This is a genomic window from Campylobacter concisus (genome assembly GCF_902460595.1).
Classification (GTDB): domain Bacteria; phylum Campylobacterota; class Campylobacteria; order Campylobacterales; family Campylobacteraceae; genus Campylobacter_A; species Campylobacter_A concisus_BL.
The window spans coordinates 9,534-28,791 of sequence record NZ_CABPVA010000001.1 but is presented as its reverse complement, the minus strand read 5'-3'; the positions used below and the strand labels follow the sequence as shown (position 1 = coordinate 28,791).

Sequence of the window (19,258 nt, the reverse complement as noted above, 5' to 3'; positions counted from 1 at the left end):
AAATATCGATACTGTAACTCCAGTAGATGAGACTAACCCATCAGATGGTACTCCAGATAAAGGTATCGTAAAAGGTAAATCAGATGAGCCAAATGCTCCAGTAGTTGTTACTGATGAAAATGGTAAAACAATAGGTACTGGCACAACTGATGATAAAGGAAATTTCGAAATCACTACTACTCCAATCAAACCAGGTGATAAAGTAAAAGTAGAAGTAACTGATAAAGCTGGTCATAAAGGTAGTGATACAGAGACTGCAGGGGATACAGAATTTGTTGATAATACACCTCCAAGCGTAGAAGTTAAAGAGGTAACTCCAGTTGATACAAACAACCCAGCTGATGGCAACCCAGATAAAGGTATAGTAAAAGGTCATTCAGATGAGCCAAATGCTCCAGTGGTAGTAAAAGACAAAGATGGCAAAATAATTGGCACTGGCACAACTGATGATAAAGGAAATTTCGAAATCACTACTGATCCAATCAAACCAGGTGATAAAGTAAATGTTGAAGTAACCGATAAAGCTGGCAACAAAGGTAACGGCGAAGGAACAGCTGGCAATACAGACTTTACTGATAAAACAGCTCCAGATGCTCCAGTCATCACAGAAGTAATAGATGATGTTAAGGGTGGTAAATTTAACGAAGACGTTAAAGGTGGTACTACAAACGATAGCACTCCTACATTTAAAGGTACAGCTGAGGCAGGCTCAACCATAACTCTTAAAAATGGCAATGATATCATCGCTGAAAATATCCCTGTAAAAGCTGATGGATCATGGGAATTTACACCAAAGAGCTCACTTGCTGAAGGTGAATACAGCATAACAGCAACTGCAACAGATAAAGCTGGCAATGTAAGCAATGCATCAAATGTAGCTACTGTAACAATAGATCTTCATACTTCTAAACCAGTAATTAATGAAATTATAGATAATGTAGAAGGGGATACAGGCAACGTGAAAAACGAAAGAATTGGCTGGACAAATGACAATACCCCAACATTAAAAGGTAGTGCTGAGGCTGGTGCAACCGTTGATGTCTATGTAGATGGTAGAAAAGCAGGTAGCGTAAAAGCTAATGAAAAAGGTGAGTGGGAGTATGCAACTAGCAAACTAAGCGACGGCAAGCACTCATTCTATGCTATCGCAACAGATGAAGCTGGCAACGTAAGCGAGAACTCAGAAATTTCTTGGATAAAAGTAGATACTAATCCAGGTCAAGTAGTAATCACTAGAATAACAGATGACAATGGTGATGACGTACTAAATGGCTCTTATGAAGGTGCTACAAAAGACAATACTCCTACTATTTGGGGTACAGGCGAGCAGTACGCAACTGTAACTGTTAGCGTAAAAGATAGTAGCGGTAAAGTAGTATGGAGCGATGAAGTATATATAGAAGATAGCCTTGGCGATTGGCATATTGACGTACCAGTAGCATTAAATGATGGCGACTATACTGTTGAAGCTAGTATGCAAGACTATGTCAAAAACCCAGTTCAAAACTCAAACGTTGTAAATCTTACAATAGACAACGCAACTGACAAACCAGTCATTAAAGAGATTATTGATGATGTTGAAGGTGATACAGGCGATATAAGCTCTAAAAATAACTGGACTAATGACAACACTCCAACACTAAAAGGTAGCGCTGAAGCTGGTGCAGATATAAAAGTATTTGTTGATGGTAAGATAGCAGGCACTACAAAAGCTGGCTTTGATGGTAGCTGGGAATTTACTCCTAGAACTAAACTTAGCGATGGCGATCATACATTCTATGTAGAGGCAACTGATAAGATAGGCAATACAAACACTTCAGATATTGAAACTATAAAAGTAGATACCAACCCAGGCAAAGTAGTAATCACTAGCGTAACAGATGACAACGGTGATGATGCTCTAAATGGTGCTTATGAAGGTGCTACAAAAGATAACACTCCAACTATAAACGGCTTTGCAGAGCCTTACTCAACTGTAACTGTTAGCGTAAAAGATAGCAGTGGCAAGGTAGTATGGAGTGGTGAAGTTTATGTAGAAGATAGCCTTGGCGACTGGTCTATCACAGTAGATAAACCACTAAATGATGGCGACTATACTGTTGAAGCTAGTATGCAAGACTATGTCAAAAACCCAGTTCAAAACTCAAACGTTGTAAGCTTAACAGTTGATACTGCAACAGATATACCAGAGATCAAAGAGATCGTTGATAATGTAGCTGGTGGCGTAGAAAATGGCGATGTTAAAGGTAAGGTCACAAATGACAACACTCCAACACTAAAAGGTAGCGCTGAAGCTGGTGCAGATATAAAAGTATTTGTTGATGGTAAGATAGCAGGCACTACAAAAGCTGGCTTTGATGGTAGTTGGGAATTTACTCCTAGAACTAAACTTAGTGACGGCGAGCATAAATTTGTCGTAGAAGCGACTGATAAACTAGGACATAGTGCTAAATCTATTGAGGCAAGCGTAGATGTTGATACAATAATAGGCAATCCAAAAGTTAGATTTGTAGAAGATACAAATAACGACGGTGTCTTAAGCGTTGCTGAAGTGGCTTCTATAAAAGATGGCAAAGCTCACTGGGTTATCGACATCCCAACAGACGGTAGCGTAAAAGCTGGCGATGTGATCCAGTCAATCGACGGCAAAGGTAATTGGGTTAAATTTGTTGAGATCACTGATGAGATGATCAAAGATGGTAGATTTGAAGCTACATTTAACGTTGATATCAACAAACTAAAAGATGGAAAATATGAAACTCCAGAGTATAGATTTGCTGATGATGCTGGCAATGTTAGCGATTCATCAAAAGCTAGCCTTTCACTTGACAGCGAATTTAACAGAAAACCAAGCAACCCAGAAATTAAATTCCCAGAAGATACAAACAAAGATGGCAAAATTTCTGATGATGAAAACAAAGCTGGTGACAAAGATGCTGGTAAAACAACAGTAGAAGTTACTATACCAAAAGATGGTTCAGTAAAACCAGGTGATAAAGTAGTAGTTACTGATGACAATGGCAAAAAGACTGAAAAACCAATCAACCAAGATGACATCGATAAAGGTAAGATTGATATCCCAGTTGATCTAAACCCAGGTAAAGACAACAATGTAACAGCAGAGATCATCAATCCAAATAACCCTAACAACCCAGGCAAGGATAGCAAGGTGATAGGTGAGGCTTCAAGCACTGTTAAAGTAACAATTGATGAGATCATCGATGATGTAACTGGTGGTGTAGTAAATGGTGATGTTAAAAATGGCCTAACAAACGATAATCTACCAACATTCAAAGGCAGTGCAGCACCAGGTGCAACAGTAGAAATTTACGAAAGCTTCTACACAACTACAGAAAAAACTCTAGTTGGTAAAACAGTAGCTAATGCTAATGGCAAATGGAGCTTTACACCAACTGAAGCTATGGGTGATGGAGAGCATTACTTTGAAGCAGTTGCTACAGATAAAGTAGGCAATAAATCAACATCTGATAGAGTTTCACTTGATGTTGATACATTTGCAGATGCTCCTGTAATAGATGCTGTAAATGACAATGTAGATAGCCAAACTGGCAACGTTTTAGACGCTAAAACAAAAGTTGCTCTAACAAACGACAGCACACCAACTCTTGAGGGATATGCTGAGCCTGATTCAGTCATCACTATATATGAGATTAGCGAGCTAAATGGCGATAAAACAGCTATAGGAACAGTCACAGCTGATAATCATGGTGGTTGGAAATTTGAACTACCTGAATTAGGAGATGGTGAGTATAAATATACTACAAGAGCACAAGATAAAGCAGGAAACATCTCAGACTTCTCAGAGGTTGTAGTAGTTAATGCTGATCTAATAGCTCCATCAGAACCAACAATTACATTTGTTGAAGATGTAAATCCAAAAGATGGCAAGCTAAATAAAGCTGAAAATAGCAAAGATGGCGATAGTACTAGCACAAAAGCTCAAATTTCTGTCCCAGGTGATGCTGAAGAAAATGATGTGATCCACTACACTGTAAATGGTGAGGAAAAAACACATACTATTACTTACAATGACAGAGTAACTGGATATGTAGAGATCAAAGTACCAGTAGTTGATGGTAAAGCTTCAAGCGTAACAGCTAAGATCGTTGATCAAGCTGGTAATGCTAGTAAAGAAGTATCTAGTAGCATAGACTCAGACTTTACAGCTCCAAATGTTAAGATCACAGGCATCATTGATAATGTAGAAGGTGGTGTATATAAAGGCAATGTTGCAGGCACTAACACAAATGACAATAAGCCAACTATAAAAGGTACAGCTGATGCAAATCAAGAAGTGATTCTTTATGATAATAACAAAGAGTTTGGTAGAGCCACAGCTGACAAAGATGGCAACTGGGAATTTAAACCAAGCGACTATAAAGAGCCACTAGCAGATCTTGTTGGCCGTGTTCATGTTATAAAAGCAGTAGTAACAGATGCAGCTGGCAACACTAGCGAAGCAACTTCTGCACTAGAAGTTGATACAACTATCGGCGCTCCAAAAGTATCTATAAAAGAAGATACAGATCACAATGGAGTTCTAAGCGTAGAAGAAGCTAAGAATTTAAAAGATAGTAAGATCCACTGGGAAGTAGAGATACCAAAAGATGGCACTGTAAGCGCAGGTGATGTTCTTCAAGTACTTGGAAAAGATGGTAAGTGGAAGATCGAAAAAGTCTTATCAAATGACGATCTAGGTAAAAGCTTTGAATACGAAGCAACTTTATCAGGAAAACACTTTGAAAGCCCAAGCTATAGAATAGTCGATCTAGTTGGTAACCAAAGCACAGCTATACATGCTAATGTACAACTTGACAGCGAATTTAACAGAAAACCAAGCAACCCAGAAATTAAATTCCCAGAAGATACAAACAAAGATGGCAAAATTTCTGATGATGAAAACAAAGCTGGTGACAAAGATGCTGGTAAAACAACAGTAGAAGTTACTATACCAAAAGATGGTTCAGTAAAACCAGGTGATAAAGTAGTAGTTACTGATGACAATGGCAAAAAGACTGAAAAACCAATCAACCAAGATGACATCGATAAAGGTAAGATTGATATCCCAGTTGATCTAAACCCAGGTAAAGACAACAATGTAACAGCAGAGATCATCAATCCAAATAACCCTAACAACCCAGGCAAGGATAGCAAGGTGATAGGTGAAGATAGTGAGAATACTAAAGCTCCAGAAGCTCCAGTAATCACAGAAGTAATTGATGATCAAAGGGGCGGTAAATTTAACGAAGATGTTAAAGGTGGCTTAACAAATGATAGCACGCCTACATTTAAAGGCACAGCAAAACCAGGTACGACTATCACTCTTAAAAATGGTAATGATGTTATCGCTGATAATATCCCTGTAAAAACTGATGGTAGCTGGGAATTTACTATAAAAACTCCACTTGCTCAGGGTGATTACAGTATAACAGCAACTGCAAAAAATGCAGCTGGTAAAGTAAGCGCTCCTTCAGATGCTGCAACTATCAAGATCGATCTTCACTCTGATGAACCAGTCATCACTGAGATCATTGATAATGTAGCTGGTGGCGTAGTAAATGGCGATGTTAAAGGTGGCTTAACAAACGACAACACTCCAACTCTAAAAGGCACAGCTGAGCCATTTGCGACTGTTGAGATCAAGATTGATGGTAGAGGTAGTTATAGATTTGAAAATGGTGAAGTTATCAGCAACTGGACTGCAGTAGCTGATAAAGATGGTAACTGGGAATTTACAACACCTAAACTAAGCGATGGACACCATAACTTTGAAGCTCAAGCGACCGACGTAGCTGGCAATAACAGCCAACCTTCTGCTCTAGTAAGCATAGATGTTGATACTCATATTGACGCTCCAGTCATCACCGCAGTAACAGATAACTGGTGGGGTGGTGTTGAAAATGGCGGAAATATACTTGGTGTAAATGACGGCTTTACAAATGATACTACACCTACATTTAAAGGCAAAGCTGAGGCTGGCTCAACTATCATTCTTAAAAATGGTAACGATATTATCGCTGAAAAAGTTGTTGTAGATAGTGATGGCAACTGGGAATTTACTCCAAAATCTCCACTTGCTGAAGGTAAGTACAATGTAGTAGCTATCGCAACCGATAAAGCTGGTAATGTTAGCGATCCATCAAATGTCGCAACTGTAAATGTTGATACAAGCACTACACAGCCAGTTATAACTGAGATCATCGATGATGTTGCTGGTGGTGTTGTAGGTAATGTTAAAAATGCTCTTACAAATGACAACTTGCCAACACTAAAAGGTACAGCTGAGGCATTCTCAACCGTTAAGATAATAGTAGATGATAAACTAGTATTTAAAGATGGCAAAGAAGTAACAGTTACAGCTGATAAAGATGGCAACTGGGAATATACATTTGAGGCAAATTTAAAATGGGGTGGCGAAGTACATGCTGCACTAGAAGATGGAGTACATACTCTTAAAGTTCAAACAACCGATAGAGTAGGCAATAGAAGTGCTGTATCAGAGTGGTCAAGTGTAGATGTTGATACAACTATCGGCGTTCCAACAGTTAAGATAACAACTGATACAAATAGCGATAAGAAGATAGACATAAATGATGCTTCAGCTCTAAAAGATGGCAAGCTTAAATGGGTTATCGACATTCCAGAAAACACTGTAAAAGCAGGCGATAGGGTTCAAATTCTTGGAAGCGACGCTAAAACTTGGACAGATATCTTTAAAGTAACTGCGCAAGATATAGCTAAAGGCTTTATAGAAAGAGATGAATTTAGCATCGATATGCCAAAATCAAGAGGCTTCCAAACTCCATCTTATAGACTAGTCGATGATGCAGGTAATGTAAGTGAAGGTTCTATGGATGCAGTAAAAATAGTAGGTTTTGCTCCAAAAGCTCCAACTATCATAGCAGTTTTAGATAATGAGTATGGCATAGATCCAAAGAACCCAACCGATACAAACGCTGGAGATACAACTGGCAATGTCTTAGAGGGTACTATAGCTATAACAAATGACAAAACCCCTACGTTGGTGGGTAAAGCTGAAGCTGGCACAACTATCACTCTTAAAAATGGCGATACAGTAATCGCTGATAATATCCCAGTGAATGCTAACGGTAGTTGGCATTATGAACCAGAGGAGAATTCTCCATGGGCTGATGGCGACTATAAGATCACAGCAATTGCTAAAAATATCTTTGGCAAAGAGAGTGAGTCTTCAAGCCCAATCACTGTAACAGTTGATACTACAGGGCCTGAGGTAACTTTGACAAGTATCGAAGATAGTGTAAAAACCAACGATGTAGTTGATTTTACAGGAAACGTTAAAGACAAGGTTACAAATGATAATACTCCACTTCTAAAAGGCACAGCAGAGGCTGGATCTGTAATCATCATAAAATATGGTGAGCATCATGAGAATGAGGTTACCACTAAAGCTGATAAAAATGGTCATTGGGAATACAAGATCACTAATCCTCTTAGCGATGGTGAGCATATAATCTCATACCAAGCAGTAGATAAAGCTGGTAACACTAGCCTTGAATATGTAGCTAATGTAACAGTCGATACTAAGATAGTTGATTTAAGGATTGATTATCTTGGTGATAAAAACCATGATGGTAAATATAGCTGGAGTGATAATATATCTAACGAAAATAACGTTATATATTGCTGCGCTAGATTCTCAAAAGAGGCAGTTGATCAAGGCTTAATTAAAGTTGGTGATAAGCTATATTATGAAGTTCATTCAAATGTTGGAGCATGGAATAAAGGTGTTGTTAAAGAACCAATAACTATTACAGAGCTTGACCTTAAGAGAGGATATGTAGATCTAACTTCTGTTGCAAACATTACCTATCCATCAAAAGAGTTAATACCTTTTGGTAAAACAGCTAATGGCTTTAACCTAAGCGCTAAAGCTTATTTAGTAGATGAAGCTGGAAATATGGGCAAACAAGCAAGTGAAGATCTAGTATTTGACTTTAGTGATAAGCCAGCTGATCCTGTTAAAAATACAAAGATCAATGCTGAAGCTATATATGGAGATAATGATACAGGCTTATGGCTAGAAGGACACGGACCAGTACTAAAAGCTTCTACTGAGTTGCAATCACAGATAAATGGTAATGATAACTATGAGATAGATGTCAAAACTATAACTCATAAATCAGAATTTACACTTGGCTCTGGTGATGATGTAGTAAATATCCATAAGAGTGGTAATGGCTGGGGCTGGATAAACATGGACTCTAAGATAGATCTAGGTGATGGCAATAATAGATTAGTTGTAGCTGCAGACCTTGATAGCTCTACTGTTATATCTGGCAAAGGTGATGACTACATAGAGATCAAAGACGATGTTGCTAATGGTGCTAAGATCATCACAGGTGCAGGTAATGACACTGTGATAGTAGGAGATACAGTAGCAAATACTATATTTACTAAAGTCGGAATTTCAACTGGCGATGGCAACGATAGCGTAACTATCAAAGGCAATGCTATAGATAAAGCTAAGATAGATCTAGGCAATGGCGATGATACTCTAACTATCAAAGCAGCACACGTTATAGGTGGCGTAGATGATAAAGGTGCCCTTGATGGCGGTAAAGGCTATGATAAGCTAATCATCTCTAGCCCAGAAGATACCATAGATCTAAAACATGTTTCATATCATGCTAAGAATTTTGAAGAGCTTGATATATCTGGTGTTAAAAACACTACTCTAAAAGTTGGCATCAATGATGTCCTAGACATGACTGATGACAAACATACGCTAAAAATCACAGGCGATAAAGGTGATGTAGTCGATCTAAAAGAGGACGTTAAAGGCAGCGGATGGCATCAAGGTGCTTCAGAAGATGGTTACACAACATATACAAACAACACCGTAACTATTCAAATCAAAGACGAGATCCACGTTATCTAGTCTAAAAATATAAGCGGGGCGGATAAAGTCTGCCTTGCTTTGAATTTGTTTGCGGTGAAGGGAGTTTGTATGCAAAGCGAGAAGACAAAAAATTTACTTGATGAAGTAAATGAAACAATAGATTTTATATTTAGAACCTGTAACAGAAATGGTGGCACGAAGAAGGCTTTAGAAGATAAAAAGCTAAGTAGAGAAATTTTAAAAGATAAATTTAAATCGATTTTTTTAAAATTTGGCCAGATAGATGAGGCTAGTTTTAAGAGTGCGATCCTCGCAAATGAGGAAGCAAAAGAGCTAAATGAGATAGCGATGGCTCTTGAGATAGACAAAGATGTAAGCTTGCTAGAGCTAGAGCGGGCGATAAATTTTGACCTAACTAGCGTCAAAGAAGAAATTTATAAATTTCAAAATAATAACTAATACACTAGGTGTGAGAGGGGGTCTCACACCAAAATTTAATAACTAAACACTTCAGGATCGATAACCATCGCTCTATAAGCGACATCATCTCTTGAAGCAGAATCCACATCCATCTCAAATTTGACCTCATTTGTCTTTGGGTCAATCTCGACTAAGACCATTTTGATAGTCTTGTCAGGGCGAAGTAAATTTACGTTTGAGCTTGAGATAAAGTAGGTGTTTTTATCCTTTTGCCACTCGACATTACTAGTAACCGCGCTATAAAAGTCAAATCCACGCTCCTTACCAAACTGCCAAGTCTGCTCAACAGTACCCTTTTTCTCATCTATCTTGTATTCAACCGCACGAGAGTATTTATCCTCTTTAAAGGCTGGCTGCTCCATGCCTCTAGCATCGCCATTGTCAAAGACGCTTATATGCTTTATATCGCCCTTGTTTTCGTATCTTGGCGTTAGCCATGCGGTATGCTGTGTCCATGACCAGTCAAATTCGCCCTCGCATTTTGAGTTTTCGCATTTTATCTTGTTGCCTTTACTATCTACTGGAGTTAGCACTTTTGCTTTAAAGTCCTCGCTCCAACCCTCAGGCGAGGCTAATATCCATTTTACTTTTTTATCGCGTCCTATCTTTACGATGCCTTGGTGACGAAGCGAAAGGATGATGCTATCATCGCTCTCATCGTATGAGATAGAATTTACATGCGCCCAGTTTCTGCCTGTGCCAGTGGAGGTGACATCGCCAAATGGCTGATCGTCGCTTATCTTGATCTCTTTTGCGTCCATGTCGATATTTAGGCAAACAGCCCTAGCATCAAGTGCTTTTATGAGGTTGCTGCGATAAACGTTGTTGCCAAAAATTTCATTTAGATCCCACTCTTCGACCACCTTGCCAGTGTTATCGACCTCGATGATGTGGTCTCTTATGGTGTGAGAAATTTTGCCATTTTTGTGATGATAGTTGTATTTTGCTACTCTAAGAAGTGCGTGATCATCTTTTAGTGGCATCACCTCGTGGCTTAGGTCGATGTAGCCTCTAGGAAGTGGGCGGTTGTAAATTTCTTTTCCCATTAGATCATATCTAAGATATCTTTGAGCCATGCCAAAGCTGATATCGCCGTTTTTTAGCTGATGAAAGCCCATCATCATACCCCCATCCATCACTCTTCTCTCGCTACGGTCGTAAAATTTCTGATAGTCAAGGTACCATCTGACCTCGCCTTTGGTATCTACGATGTAGTTTTCGGTAAAGTCGTTCCAGCTAGCAGCTCCACCATTTTTCCAATCAAGCGGTTTATAGACGCTTGTGATCGTATTATTTATGAGATAGAGCCTGTTTTTAAAGGTAGGATCGACCTTTTTGACGCGAGTCTTTTGCATGTGTGAGAACCTAAAATCACGGCTATATGTGACGATAGGCTGGGCGTAAATTTTATATGTCTCAACCTTTTTAGCTCCGTTAAATGTGTAGCTAAGCTCGACCTCATTTAGATAGTCAGGATAAAGTCCCCAAATAGGCACACCGTCATGCGTAAGCAAGGCATGCTCTGAGACGTTGTAGTCGATATCGATACCGCCATCTGGCTTGCCTTTTACTTTGACGTGGATATCTTTGATATCTTTGCCAGCTCTATCGATGATAGCAGTTAGCGGCGATACGTCGTAGGGGTTTATAAAGACTGAGCCAAGCTCTCCTTGAACCTTTACTTGATGAGCCAAGACTCCAGCGTTTAGTGGAGCACTAAAGCCAAAACCACTCACCAAAACAGCCGCAAGGGCAACAGAACCTAAGAAATTCTTGCTCATTTTCGCTCCTTTGTGAAATTTAATGATATCTTACTCCCCAAATTTCACACAAAACTAACGCTTATATGAAAATAGGCTTAAGTAAATTTATAAAAGAAGTCGTTTTAAGAGGTAAAAATAAAAAGAAGAATTTAGGAGCAAAAGCCCCTAAATTTTAGTTATTTGCGTCAAATTTCTTAAGAGAAAATAGAACAAATTTGTAGCTAATAAATAGCGTTACTGGCCAAAGTATCAAAAAAATTCCTGCTTCTAACATCTTTTATCCTTAGTATGCGTGATGATCGTTTTTGATCTCATCTTGCGTGATCTTCTTGCTATCTATCGCTCTCCAAACTACGACGATATAGGCAAGCACGAAAGGCACTAGCAAGCTAACATAGGCCATAACGCCAAGTGTGTAGTGGCTCGAGCTTGCATTTTTGATAGTTAGCGAACTAGCAAGGTCGCTAAATGACGGATAAAATGCTGTGCCGTTTAATCCTGTTATCAAAAATAGCGCGGTCACAGCTAGCGTAACGCCAACGCCGTAAGCGAAAATTCCGCGAATGCTTTTTGTAAATGCTCCTTGGAAAATTCCAACAAGCACCAAAAGCACGCCAACAAGAAGCAATATGCCAGCGATAGGCATCTCGATCAAATTTATAGCGTATTTGTAAGGCACAAGGCTAACTACGCCGTTTGCGTCGTATGCAAAGCCATCTTTTGTAAGTATCCACGCAAGAAATCCTAAGAAAAATGGCAAGAATAGCACGGTGTTGATAAGCAGCTGTTTTCTAGCGTTTTGTATAAATTCGCCATCAGCAATGTTGTTCATAAGATACAAGCAGCCGCCTATGCGAGATAGGAAAAACATCGCTATGCCAAGCAAGTACAAGTAAGGATTTGATAAAGCTTCAAGACCACGAAATGGAGTCTTCCACTCGACAAAGTTGTGCTCATTTAGCACAAAATCACTACCGCTAAAAAATGTGCTAACCGCCATGCCGATAAGGATAACGCCAAGTGAGCCATTTATGAAAAGGAAAATTTCATAAGTTCTAGCGCCTAAGAAGTTATCAGGCTTTTTGCGGTACTCGTAGCTTACAGCTTGAACGATAAAGCAAAATAAAATAGCCAGCCAAACCCAGTAAGCACCACCAAAACTAGTAGCGTAAAATAGCGGGAATGCCGCAAAGCACGCACCGCCAAACATAACAAGCGTCGTAAATGTAAGCTCCCACTTTCTACCGATAGAATTTATGAGCATATCTTTTTTAAGCTCGTCCTTACCAAGGCTAAAGATGAGTGTTTGACCGCCTTGAACAAACATCATAAAGACCAAAAGTCCGCCAAGAAGGCTAACTATAAACCACCAATAAATTTGTAAATTTTCTAAGCTTAAACTATGCATGGTCGTTAAATCCTATCTTTATTTGCTTAAGCATGATTTTGATCTCGGCAATCAGCAAGACCGTAAATAAAACAGCAAATAATATAAATGAAATTTTGACATTTGAGTCAGATAAATTTGTAGCTCCGACGCCAACGGTCATGAGATATTGTATCGCCCATGGCTGACGGCCGACCTCTGCTACTATCCAGCCAGCCTCAGCTGCGATGTAGCCAAGCGGTATGGTAAAGAGGCAGATCCACAAAAAGGCTCTTATGTTTTCAAATTTATATTTTCTTGAGAGATTTAGATAAAGAGTGATAACAAAAAGAGCTATGAAGTAAGTGCCAAGTGCAACCATGATGTGGAAGCTATAAAATGTAAGTGCAACTGGTGGCACAGCATCTTTTGCGTCCTTAAGATAGCCATATCCTAAGAAATTTAGGTTGCTCTCTAAATTTGAAAGCGAGCTTTTCATCAAGCTCTCATCATTTGTTTTTTTAGCCTCTTTGTAGTTTTTAAGAGCTTCGATAGCTACTTTACCTTTTGCCATCTTCTCTTCTACGCTTATTAGATTGTGCTCGCTGTTGCCGTAAAGTAGGTCGTTGATGCCTGGCGTAAATGAGTCAAGCTCTCTGTTTGCCATGATGCCAAGTGCGTAAGGTACTTTTATCTCAAACAAAAAGGCATCGCTCTCATCGCCAAGCTTTTTAGCTGGGTTTAAAATACCAGCTGCAACTAGGCCAGCGTTTTGCTCGCCCTTGTAAAGTCCCTCCATGGCTGCTAGCTTCATAGGCTGCTTTTGAGCTGCAAGATATGCGCTCTCATCACCGCTAAGTAGCAAAAATGCTGAAGTGATAAGACCAAATGCGCTAGCAACTACGATGCTTTTTTTAGCAAGCAAGATGTGGCGTTTTTGGATCAAAAACCAAGCTGAAATTCCTATCACAAAAATAGCCGAGATAGTGTAGCCGCTAGTTACTGTGTGTAAAAATTTAGTGATACCAAGTGGATTTAGCGCTACTTCGAAGAAATTTTCCATCTCCATTCTAGCTGTGTCTGGGTTAAATTTCATGCCGATTGGGTATTGCATCCAGCCGTTTGCGATTAAGATCCAAAGTGCGCTTAAATTTGAACCGATCGCAACAAGCCAAGTTGAAAATAGGTGAAATTTCTTGCTAACTTTATCCCAGCCAAAAAACATAATGGCAAAAAATGTACTCTCCATGAAAAATGCTAGCAAGCCTTCAATCGCAAGCGGAGCGCCAAATATATCGCCGACAAACCAGCTATAATTCGCCCAGTTTGTACCAAATTCAAACTCCATGATGATACCAGTAGCTACACCAATGGCGAAATTTATACCAAAGAGCTTTAGCCAAAATTTCGTTATCTCAAGCCAGGCCTTATCGCCAGTTTTGACATATATCGTCTCCATAATGGCGATGATAAAACTTAGCCCCAACGTAAGCGGGACAAACAAAAAGTGGTAAATGGCAGTCAGCGCAAACTGAGCCCTAGACCAGTCAACAAAATCCATCTCAGACATTTTATTCCTTTATTAAATTTCGAATTACAAATTCGCTTTTTTCTTCGTCGGTTTGAAATTTGGTATTAAGAGTTTCATCAAAGATGAAAACCTTTAATATCCCAAACATAATGATAAGCTTTATCGCTATGAGAAGCCATAGTTTCTTGCCTATTTTCATATTTTTAAAGCCGTCTATATATAAAGAGGCGATGTTTTTTAAGTAGTTTTTAATCATGATGTCGAAGTCTATAACAAAAAAACTTAAAGAATAATTTTTAAAAATTGCACGATTAATGCCTTACTAAATATTTAAGGGGTATAATCGGCAGATTAAAAAATAACTAAAGTTAAGGAAAATTTGATGGCAAAAGAGACGAAGTATATTTTTATCACAGGTGGTGTTTTAAGCTCACTTGGAAAAGGCATCGCAGCTGCGTCTATCGCGACATTACTTAAAAATTCTGGCTTAAAGGTGAGCGTTTTAAAAGCTGACCCATATATCAACGTAGATCCTGGCACGATGAGCCCACTAGAGCACGGCGAAGTCTTTGTCACAGACGATGGCGCAGAGACGGACCTAGATCTTGGTCACTATGAGAGATTTTTAGATGAGAGCCTAAGTCAGGACAATAACTTCACAACAGGCAGAGTTTATAGCTCAGTCATCGAAAAAGAGCGACGTGGCGACTACCTTGGAAAGACTATACAAGTGATCCCCCACATCGTTGGCGAGATAGTTGATCGTATCAAAAAAGCAGGCGAGGGCAAAGATGTGCTCATCGTTGAGATAGGCGGAACTGTTGGCGACATCGAAGGCTTACCATTTTTAGAGGCGATAAGAGCCTTAAGAGTAGAAGTTGGCAAAAAAAGAGCGCTAAATATCCACCTAACTCTCGTGCCATTTATCAAAGTAGCTGGTGAGCTAAAAACAAAGCCAACTCAGCATAGCGTAGGCGAGCTAAGACGCATCGGCATAAGCCCAGATATCATCATCTGCAGGTCTGAAATGCCACTAAACCGCGAGCTAAAAGATAAGATCGCAGCAAGCTGTGGTGTGGAGAAAAACTGCGTCATAGAGAGCTTAGACAGCGCAAGCATCTATCAAATTCCACTTTCATTTTTAAAGCAAGATATCTTAACGCCGATCGCTGAAAATTTAGGCTTTGGCGAGCTAAAACCAGACATGGCAAACTGGGATAGTCTAGTAAAAAGGATCATCGCTCCAACAAACGAAACAACAATCGCCTTTGTAGGCAAATATATTGATCTAAAAGAGAGCTACAAGAGCCTAACTGAGGGCATCATCCACGCTGGAGCAAATTTAGATGCTAGGGTAAATTTGCGCTGGATAGATAGCGAAAAGATAGAAGAGAGTAATGTAAATGAGCTTTTAAAAGACGTGGATGGCATCTTAGTAGCTGGTGGTTTTGGCGAAAGAGGCGTTTTAGGTAAGATGCAGGCCATAAAATTTGCTCGTGAAAATAAGATCCCATATCTTGGAATTTGCCTTGGTATGCAGCTAGCGATGATCGAGTTTGCAAGGGATGTTTTAGGCTTAGAAGATGCAAATTCTATGGAATTTAACAAAGAGTGCAAAAATCCTATCATCTATCTAATAGATAGCTTCATAGATGCTCACGGCAAAAAGCAGATAAGAACGCACACAAGCCCACTTGGCGGCACTATGAGGCTAGGTGCTTACAACTGCGACATCAAGCCAAAGACGCTTTTAGCTGAAATTTATGGCAACGCAAAGAGCGTAAAAGAGCGTCACCGCCACCGCTACGAGGCAAATCCAAAATATAAAGAGGTCTTTGAAAAGGCTGGTCTAATAGTAAGTGGCGAAAGCGACGGACTAGTAGAGGCGATCGAGCTAAAAGGCCATCCGTGGTTTGTAGGCGTGCAGTGTCACCCTGAATTTACTAGCCGCTTAACTAGACCAAACCCTGTGATACTAGGCTTTATAAAAGCAAGCTTGGCTAATCACGTAAAATGATAAATTTGGCAAGCTTTCTTGCCAAATTCTCTTTAAATTTCTCTCAAATTTATATTAAAAATAAAAGTAAATATATTATTGATAAAATTTAAATTATTTAAGTATTTTTTAATCTTGCTAAACATACAATGCTTACGCAATCATTTATAAAGGAGAAAAAATGAAAAATTGCGTTTTAAAAGGTGTTTTGGCACTTTCACTTGCTGGCTCATTTGCTTTAGCACAAGGTGGATTTGTCGGAGTTGAGGGCGGCTATGACTTTAGCTCAAAGCTAACAGACGATACTGGTAGCGCAAAGGATAGCAGACCTAATATTGGTATCAAAGGTGGTTATGACTTTGGAGTAGCTAGAGTTTATGGTGGATACTTCTATCATACAGAGGGCAAGAAGAGCAATAAAGGCACAGTTAATGGTGTTAGTGGCACAATAGATGCAAAATGGACTAATCATAAACTTGTAGTAGGTGGTGATTATACCCCAGCAATAACAGACAACTTTAAACTAATTGCTGGTCTTTATACAGGTATTTCAATTATTGACCTAAATTTAGAAGCTAGATCATCTACTGTAAGAGCTACTTATGACCTTACACAAGCTGGATGGTTATTTGGTGCAAGACTTGGTGCTGAGTATAGTTTTGATGAACACAATGCACTTGAGTTTGGTGTAAAAGCTGATAGATCTTGGTATGACACAGATGAAATTAAAAATCTTAAATCAACAGATATCGGCGCTTACTTAGGCTATACATATAAATTTTAATTTTTGGGGTCTTATGACCCCTTATTTTTACTGAAAATTTCCCTCATTTTTTACTTCAAATTTACAATGGCTAATTTATAAAGAGTATCAATTTAACAAAAGTTTTTTGCCCTAAAAATCTTACTTTCAATGAAAATTATAAGAAATTAAATTTCAAAAAGATATAATCAAAGCATTCAAAATAAAGACGAAAGATTACGATGAAAAAAAAGCATTTTTGTTGCCAAATTTTTGGCAGTTTGGGCGTAAATTTAAGTGAGCAAATAGCATTAGTAAAAGTTGGCAGGGCGTCAAAAAGTCCTTGCCAAAGCTATGTTAACTAAAGAGGATATTAGGAATTTACTAGCACATAGATTTTGTAACGATATACACAAAAAACTTAGTGAAATTCCAACGCCAAGCGCCCTAAAAGATATCTACAAAGGCGCTAATCGTATCAAAGAGGCGATCGAGAGAAATGAACATATCGCTATTGTTGGCGATTATGACGTTGATGGTGTGGTTTCAAGTGTGATTTTGGCTGAGTTTTTTGATGATCTTGGCGTAAAAAACTACCTAGTAAAGATCCCAAACCGCTTTAAAGACGGATACGGCTTAAACCCTGAGATCATCTACGAGCTTGCAAGCGATGTGAGTCTAATAATCACCGTCGATAACGGCATCTCAGCAAATGAAGCAGCTAGCATCTGCAAAGAAAAAGGCATAGATCTCATCATCACAGATCACCACATGCCACCAGCCGTTCTACCAGAAGCCTACGCTATCATCAATCCAAAACAAGAGGACTGCAACTTTCCAAATATCGAAATTTGCGGTGCTGAAGTGGCTTGGTATTTGGTTGGAGCGCTAAAGGATGTTTGCAAGCTAAACTACGATATGAGCAAGTTTTTAGAGCTTTTAGCCATCGCGATAATAGCTGATATGATGGAGCTAAGAGACATGAACAGGATGCTTGTTCGCATGGGTATTTGCAAGTTAAATACCTCGAAACGCTCGGCATTTTGCGCTATAAAAGAGTTTTACGGCAAGGATAAATTTGAGTGTGATGATATCAGCTTTCTTATAGCGCCTCTTATAAATTCAGCCGGACGCATGGACGATGCGATGAATTCATTTAACTTCTTGCGTGCAAAGAGCATCGAAGAGGCTTACAACTACCTTGATACGATCATTGAATTTAACAACTCCAGAAAAGAGGAGGAGCGCCAACTCTTTGAGTGCTCGTTAAAGGACGTAAAAGAGGACGATGAGGTCATCATCACCTGGGGCGAGCAGTGGCATGAGGGCGTGATAGGCATTGTAGCTAGCCGCCTAGCAAAGCACTTTGCAAAGCCAGCTATCGTCTTTAGCATAGATAAGGGACGCGCAAAAGGCAGTGCTAGAAGCATTGGCAAGCTTGATATCTTATCACTCATCGCAAGCCACGAAGATCTGCTAACAAGCTATGGCGGTCACAAAGGTGCAGCAGGGCTAACTCTTGCGCCTGAAAATTTGGAAAAATTTAAAGAGGCGATAAATAAAAGTTGCTCGTGCCTAAATATGCAAGAGTGCAAAAGCTCAGACGAGCTACTTGGCGACATAATGCCAAGCGAAATCGACTTTGAGTTGCTTGAAATTTTGGAATTTTACGAGCCATATGGACAGAAAAATCCACGCCCAGTCTTTAAGATAGAAAACGCTGTCGTAAAAAATGAAAGGCTCATAGGTAGGGATCAAAACCACTTAAAACTAATCTTGCAAAAAGACAACAAAACGCTTGAGGCGCTATTTTTTAACTTCACAAGGCACGTTAGAGTGGGTGAGATGGTGGATGTCATCTTTTGCGTATCTAAAAATTCGTTCCGTGGGCTTGTGACACCACAGCTTTTGATAAGAGAAATTTTATAAATTTTTAACTCTTTTTTAAAGTGAAGAGATGGATAAACTAAACTGGAAACGAACAAATAGGGCTAAAAAAAAGAGGCAAATCCTCTTAATACCAAACTAAGAACTACTCATAAATATATAATAGCGATCATATTGGGTGCCCTCTTTGCCCTTTATGAGATAGGACAAAAAGAGGCTAAAAAACATGAGTGCGAGGAGCGCTTGGCGGCGGCAGTATAGTGCGTGACCTTTTAAAGGCTGGGTATGGTGCTGGAAGCGATGAGCATCATTGTCGCCATAGGTCCAGAAGATGGTAGGCTCTGTTTTGTCTTGTCGCAGAAATATTTTGATCAAATTTATTGCTGGTTTAGAAGCTCTTTTAAAAATTTACTTACTAAAAATGATAGATCATTAGCCAAAACACCAAATTTATCTATAGAGCTTAGACCTTTTAGAGGTCTAAGCTCTTTTTGATGTGACTTTACAATTTCACCATAAGTAAATAAATTTATTTTTATAGTTTTTGCCTATTTTTTCTAAATTTAACGGCTAGGTGTTACTTTTTTAATA

The 19,258-nt window shown here is 39.1% G+C and carries 10 protein-coding genes; 6 read left to right on the top strand and 4 right to left on the bottom strand.

Annotation, left to right across the window (positions count from 1 at the left end):
- Both F3G86_RS00130 and F3G86_RS00125 read left to right on the top strand, forming a co-directional pair.
- On the top strand, positions 1-8,941 hold an 8,941-nt coding region (locus F3G86_RS00130; protein ID WP_188116394.1), incomplete at its 5' end, for an Ig-like domain-containing protein.
- Positions 8,942-9,010: 69 nt separating this feature from the next.
- Positions 9,011-9,361, top strand: coding sequence for a hypothetical protein (locus tag F3G86_RS00125; RefSeq protein ID WP_021088445.1), 351 nt, complete (start codon positions 9,011-9,013; stop codon positions 9,359-9,361).
- A gap of 35 nt (positions 9,362-9,396) precedes the next feature.
- On the opposite strand, the gene F3G86_RS00120 is transcribed toward F3G86_RS00125, so the two are convergent.
- The 4 genes from F3G86_RS00120 to F3G86_RS00105 all read right to left on the bottom strand — a co-directional run bounded on the left by F3G86_RS00120 (position 9,397) and on the right by F3G86_RS00105 (position 14,298).
- Positions 9,397-11,163 carry an aryl-sulfate sulfotransferase gene (locus tag F3G86_RS00120; protein ID WP_149722629.1) on the bottom strand — a complete coding sequence of 589 codons (1,767 nt, stop codon included), beginning with the start codon at positions 11,161-11,163 and terminating at the stop codon, positions 9,397-9,399.
- A gap of 265 nt (positions 11,164-11,428) precedes the next feature.
- Positions 11,429-12,553 (bottom strand): cytochrome d ubiquinol oxidase subunit II, encoded by a 1,125-nt coding sequence (locus F3G86_RS00115; protein WP_149722628.1) that lies wholly within the window; start codon positions 12,551-12,553, stop codon positions 11,429-11,431.
- On the bottom strand, positions 12,546-14,081 hold the full coding sequence (locus F3G86_RS00110; RefSeq protein ID WP_149722627.1) for a cytochrome ubiquinol oxidase subunit I: 1,536 nt from the start codon (positions 14,079-14,081) through the stop codon (positions 12,546-12,548). Before F3G86_RS00110 ends, F3G86_RS00115 begins: the two co-directional genes overlap by 8 nt.
- Before the next feature lies 1 nt (position 14,082).
- Entirely contained in the window at positions 14,083-14,298 is a 216-nt protein-coding gene (locus F3G86_RS00105; RefSeq protein ID WP_149722626.1) for a DUF4492 domain-containing protein, read from the bottom strand.
- Between the two features lie 126 nt (positions 14,299-14,424).
- Between F3G86_RS00105 and pyrG the strand changes: the two genes are divergently transcribed.
- The 4 genes from pyrG (at position 14,425) to F3G86_RS00085 (ending at position 19,162) form a co-directional block, all read left to right on the top strand.
- Positions 14,425-16,059, top strand: a complete 1,635-nt coding sequence (pyrG, locus tag F3G86_RS00100; protein WP_103568212.1) for a CTP synthase — start codon at positions 14,425-14,427, stop codon at positions 16,057-16,059.
- A gap of 160 nt (positions 16,060-16,219) precedes the next feature.
- A complete protein-coding gene (locus F3G86_RS00095) occupies positions 16,220-16,822 on the top strand; it encodes an outer membrane beta-barrel protein (RefSeq protein WP_149722625.1) in 603 nt (200 codons plus the stop codon).
- Positions 16,823-17,134: 312 nt separating this feature from the next.
- Entirely contained in the window at positions 17,135-18,709 is a 1,575-nt protein-coding gene (gene recJ, locus F3G86_RS00090; RefSeq protein ID WP_149722624.1) for a single-stranded-DNA-specific exonuclease RecJ, read from the top strand.
- 243 nt (positions 18,710-18,952) lie between these two features.
- Positions 18,953-19,162 carry a hypothetical protein gene (locus tag F3G86_RS00085; RefSeq protein ID WP_149722623.1) on the top strand — a complete coding sequence of 70 codons (210 nt, stop codon included), beginning with the start codon at positions 18,953-18,955 and terminating at the stop codon, positions 19,160-19,162.
- Positions 19,163-19,258 lie beyond the last annotated feature (96 nt).

What these genes read in the sequence shown, in the direction of transcription:
- F3G86_RS00125 (WP_021088445.1), top strand. Translation starts at nt 9,011, where the DNA reads ATGCAAAGCGAGAAGACAAAAAATTTACTTGATGAAGTAAATGAAACA.
- F3G86_RS00120 (WP_149722629.1), bottom strand. Translation starts at nt 11,163, where the DNA reads ATGAGCAAGAATTTCTTAGGTTCTGTTGCCCTTGCGGCTGTTTTGGTG.
- F3G86_RS00115 (WP_149722628.1), bottom strand. Translation starts at nt 12,553, where the DNA reads ATGCATAGTTTAAGCTTAGAAAATTTACAAATTTATTGGTGGTTTATA.
- F3G86_RS00110 (WP_149722627.1), bottom strand. Translation starts at nt 14,081, where the DNA reads ATGTCTGAGATGGATTTTGTTGACTGGTCTAGGGCTCAGTTTGCGCTG.
- F3G86_RS00105 (WP_149722626.1), bottom strand. Translation starts at nt 14,298, where the DNA reads ATGATTAAAAACTACTTAAAAAACATCGCCTCTTTATATATAGACGGC.
- pyrG (WP_103568212.1), top strand. Translation starts at nt 14,425, where the DNA reads ATGGCAAAAGAGACGAAGTATATTTTTATCACAGGTGGTGTTTTAAGC.
- F3G86_RS00095 (WP_149722625.1), top strand. Translation starts at nt 16,220, where the DNA reads ATGAAAAATTGCGTTTTAAAAGGTGTTTTGGCACTTTCACTTGCTGGC.
- recJ (WP_149722624.1), top strand. Translation starts at nt 17,135, where the DNA reads ATGTTAACTAAAGAGGATATTAGGAATTTACTAGCACATAGATTTTGT.
- F3G86_RS00085 (WP_149722623.1), top strand. Translation starts at nt 18,953, where the DNA reads ATGGTGCTGGAAGCGATGAGCATCATTGTCGCCATAGGTCCAGAAGAT.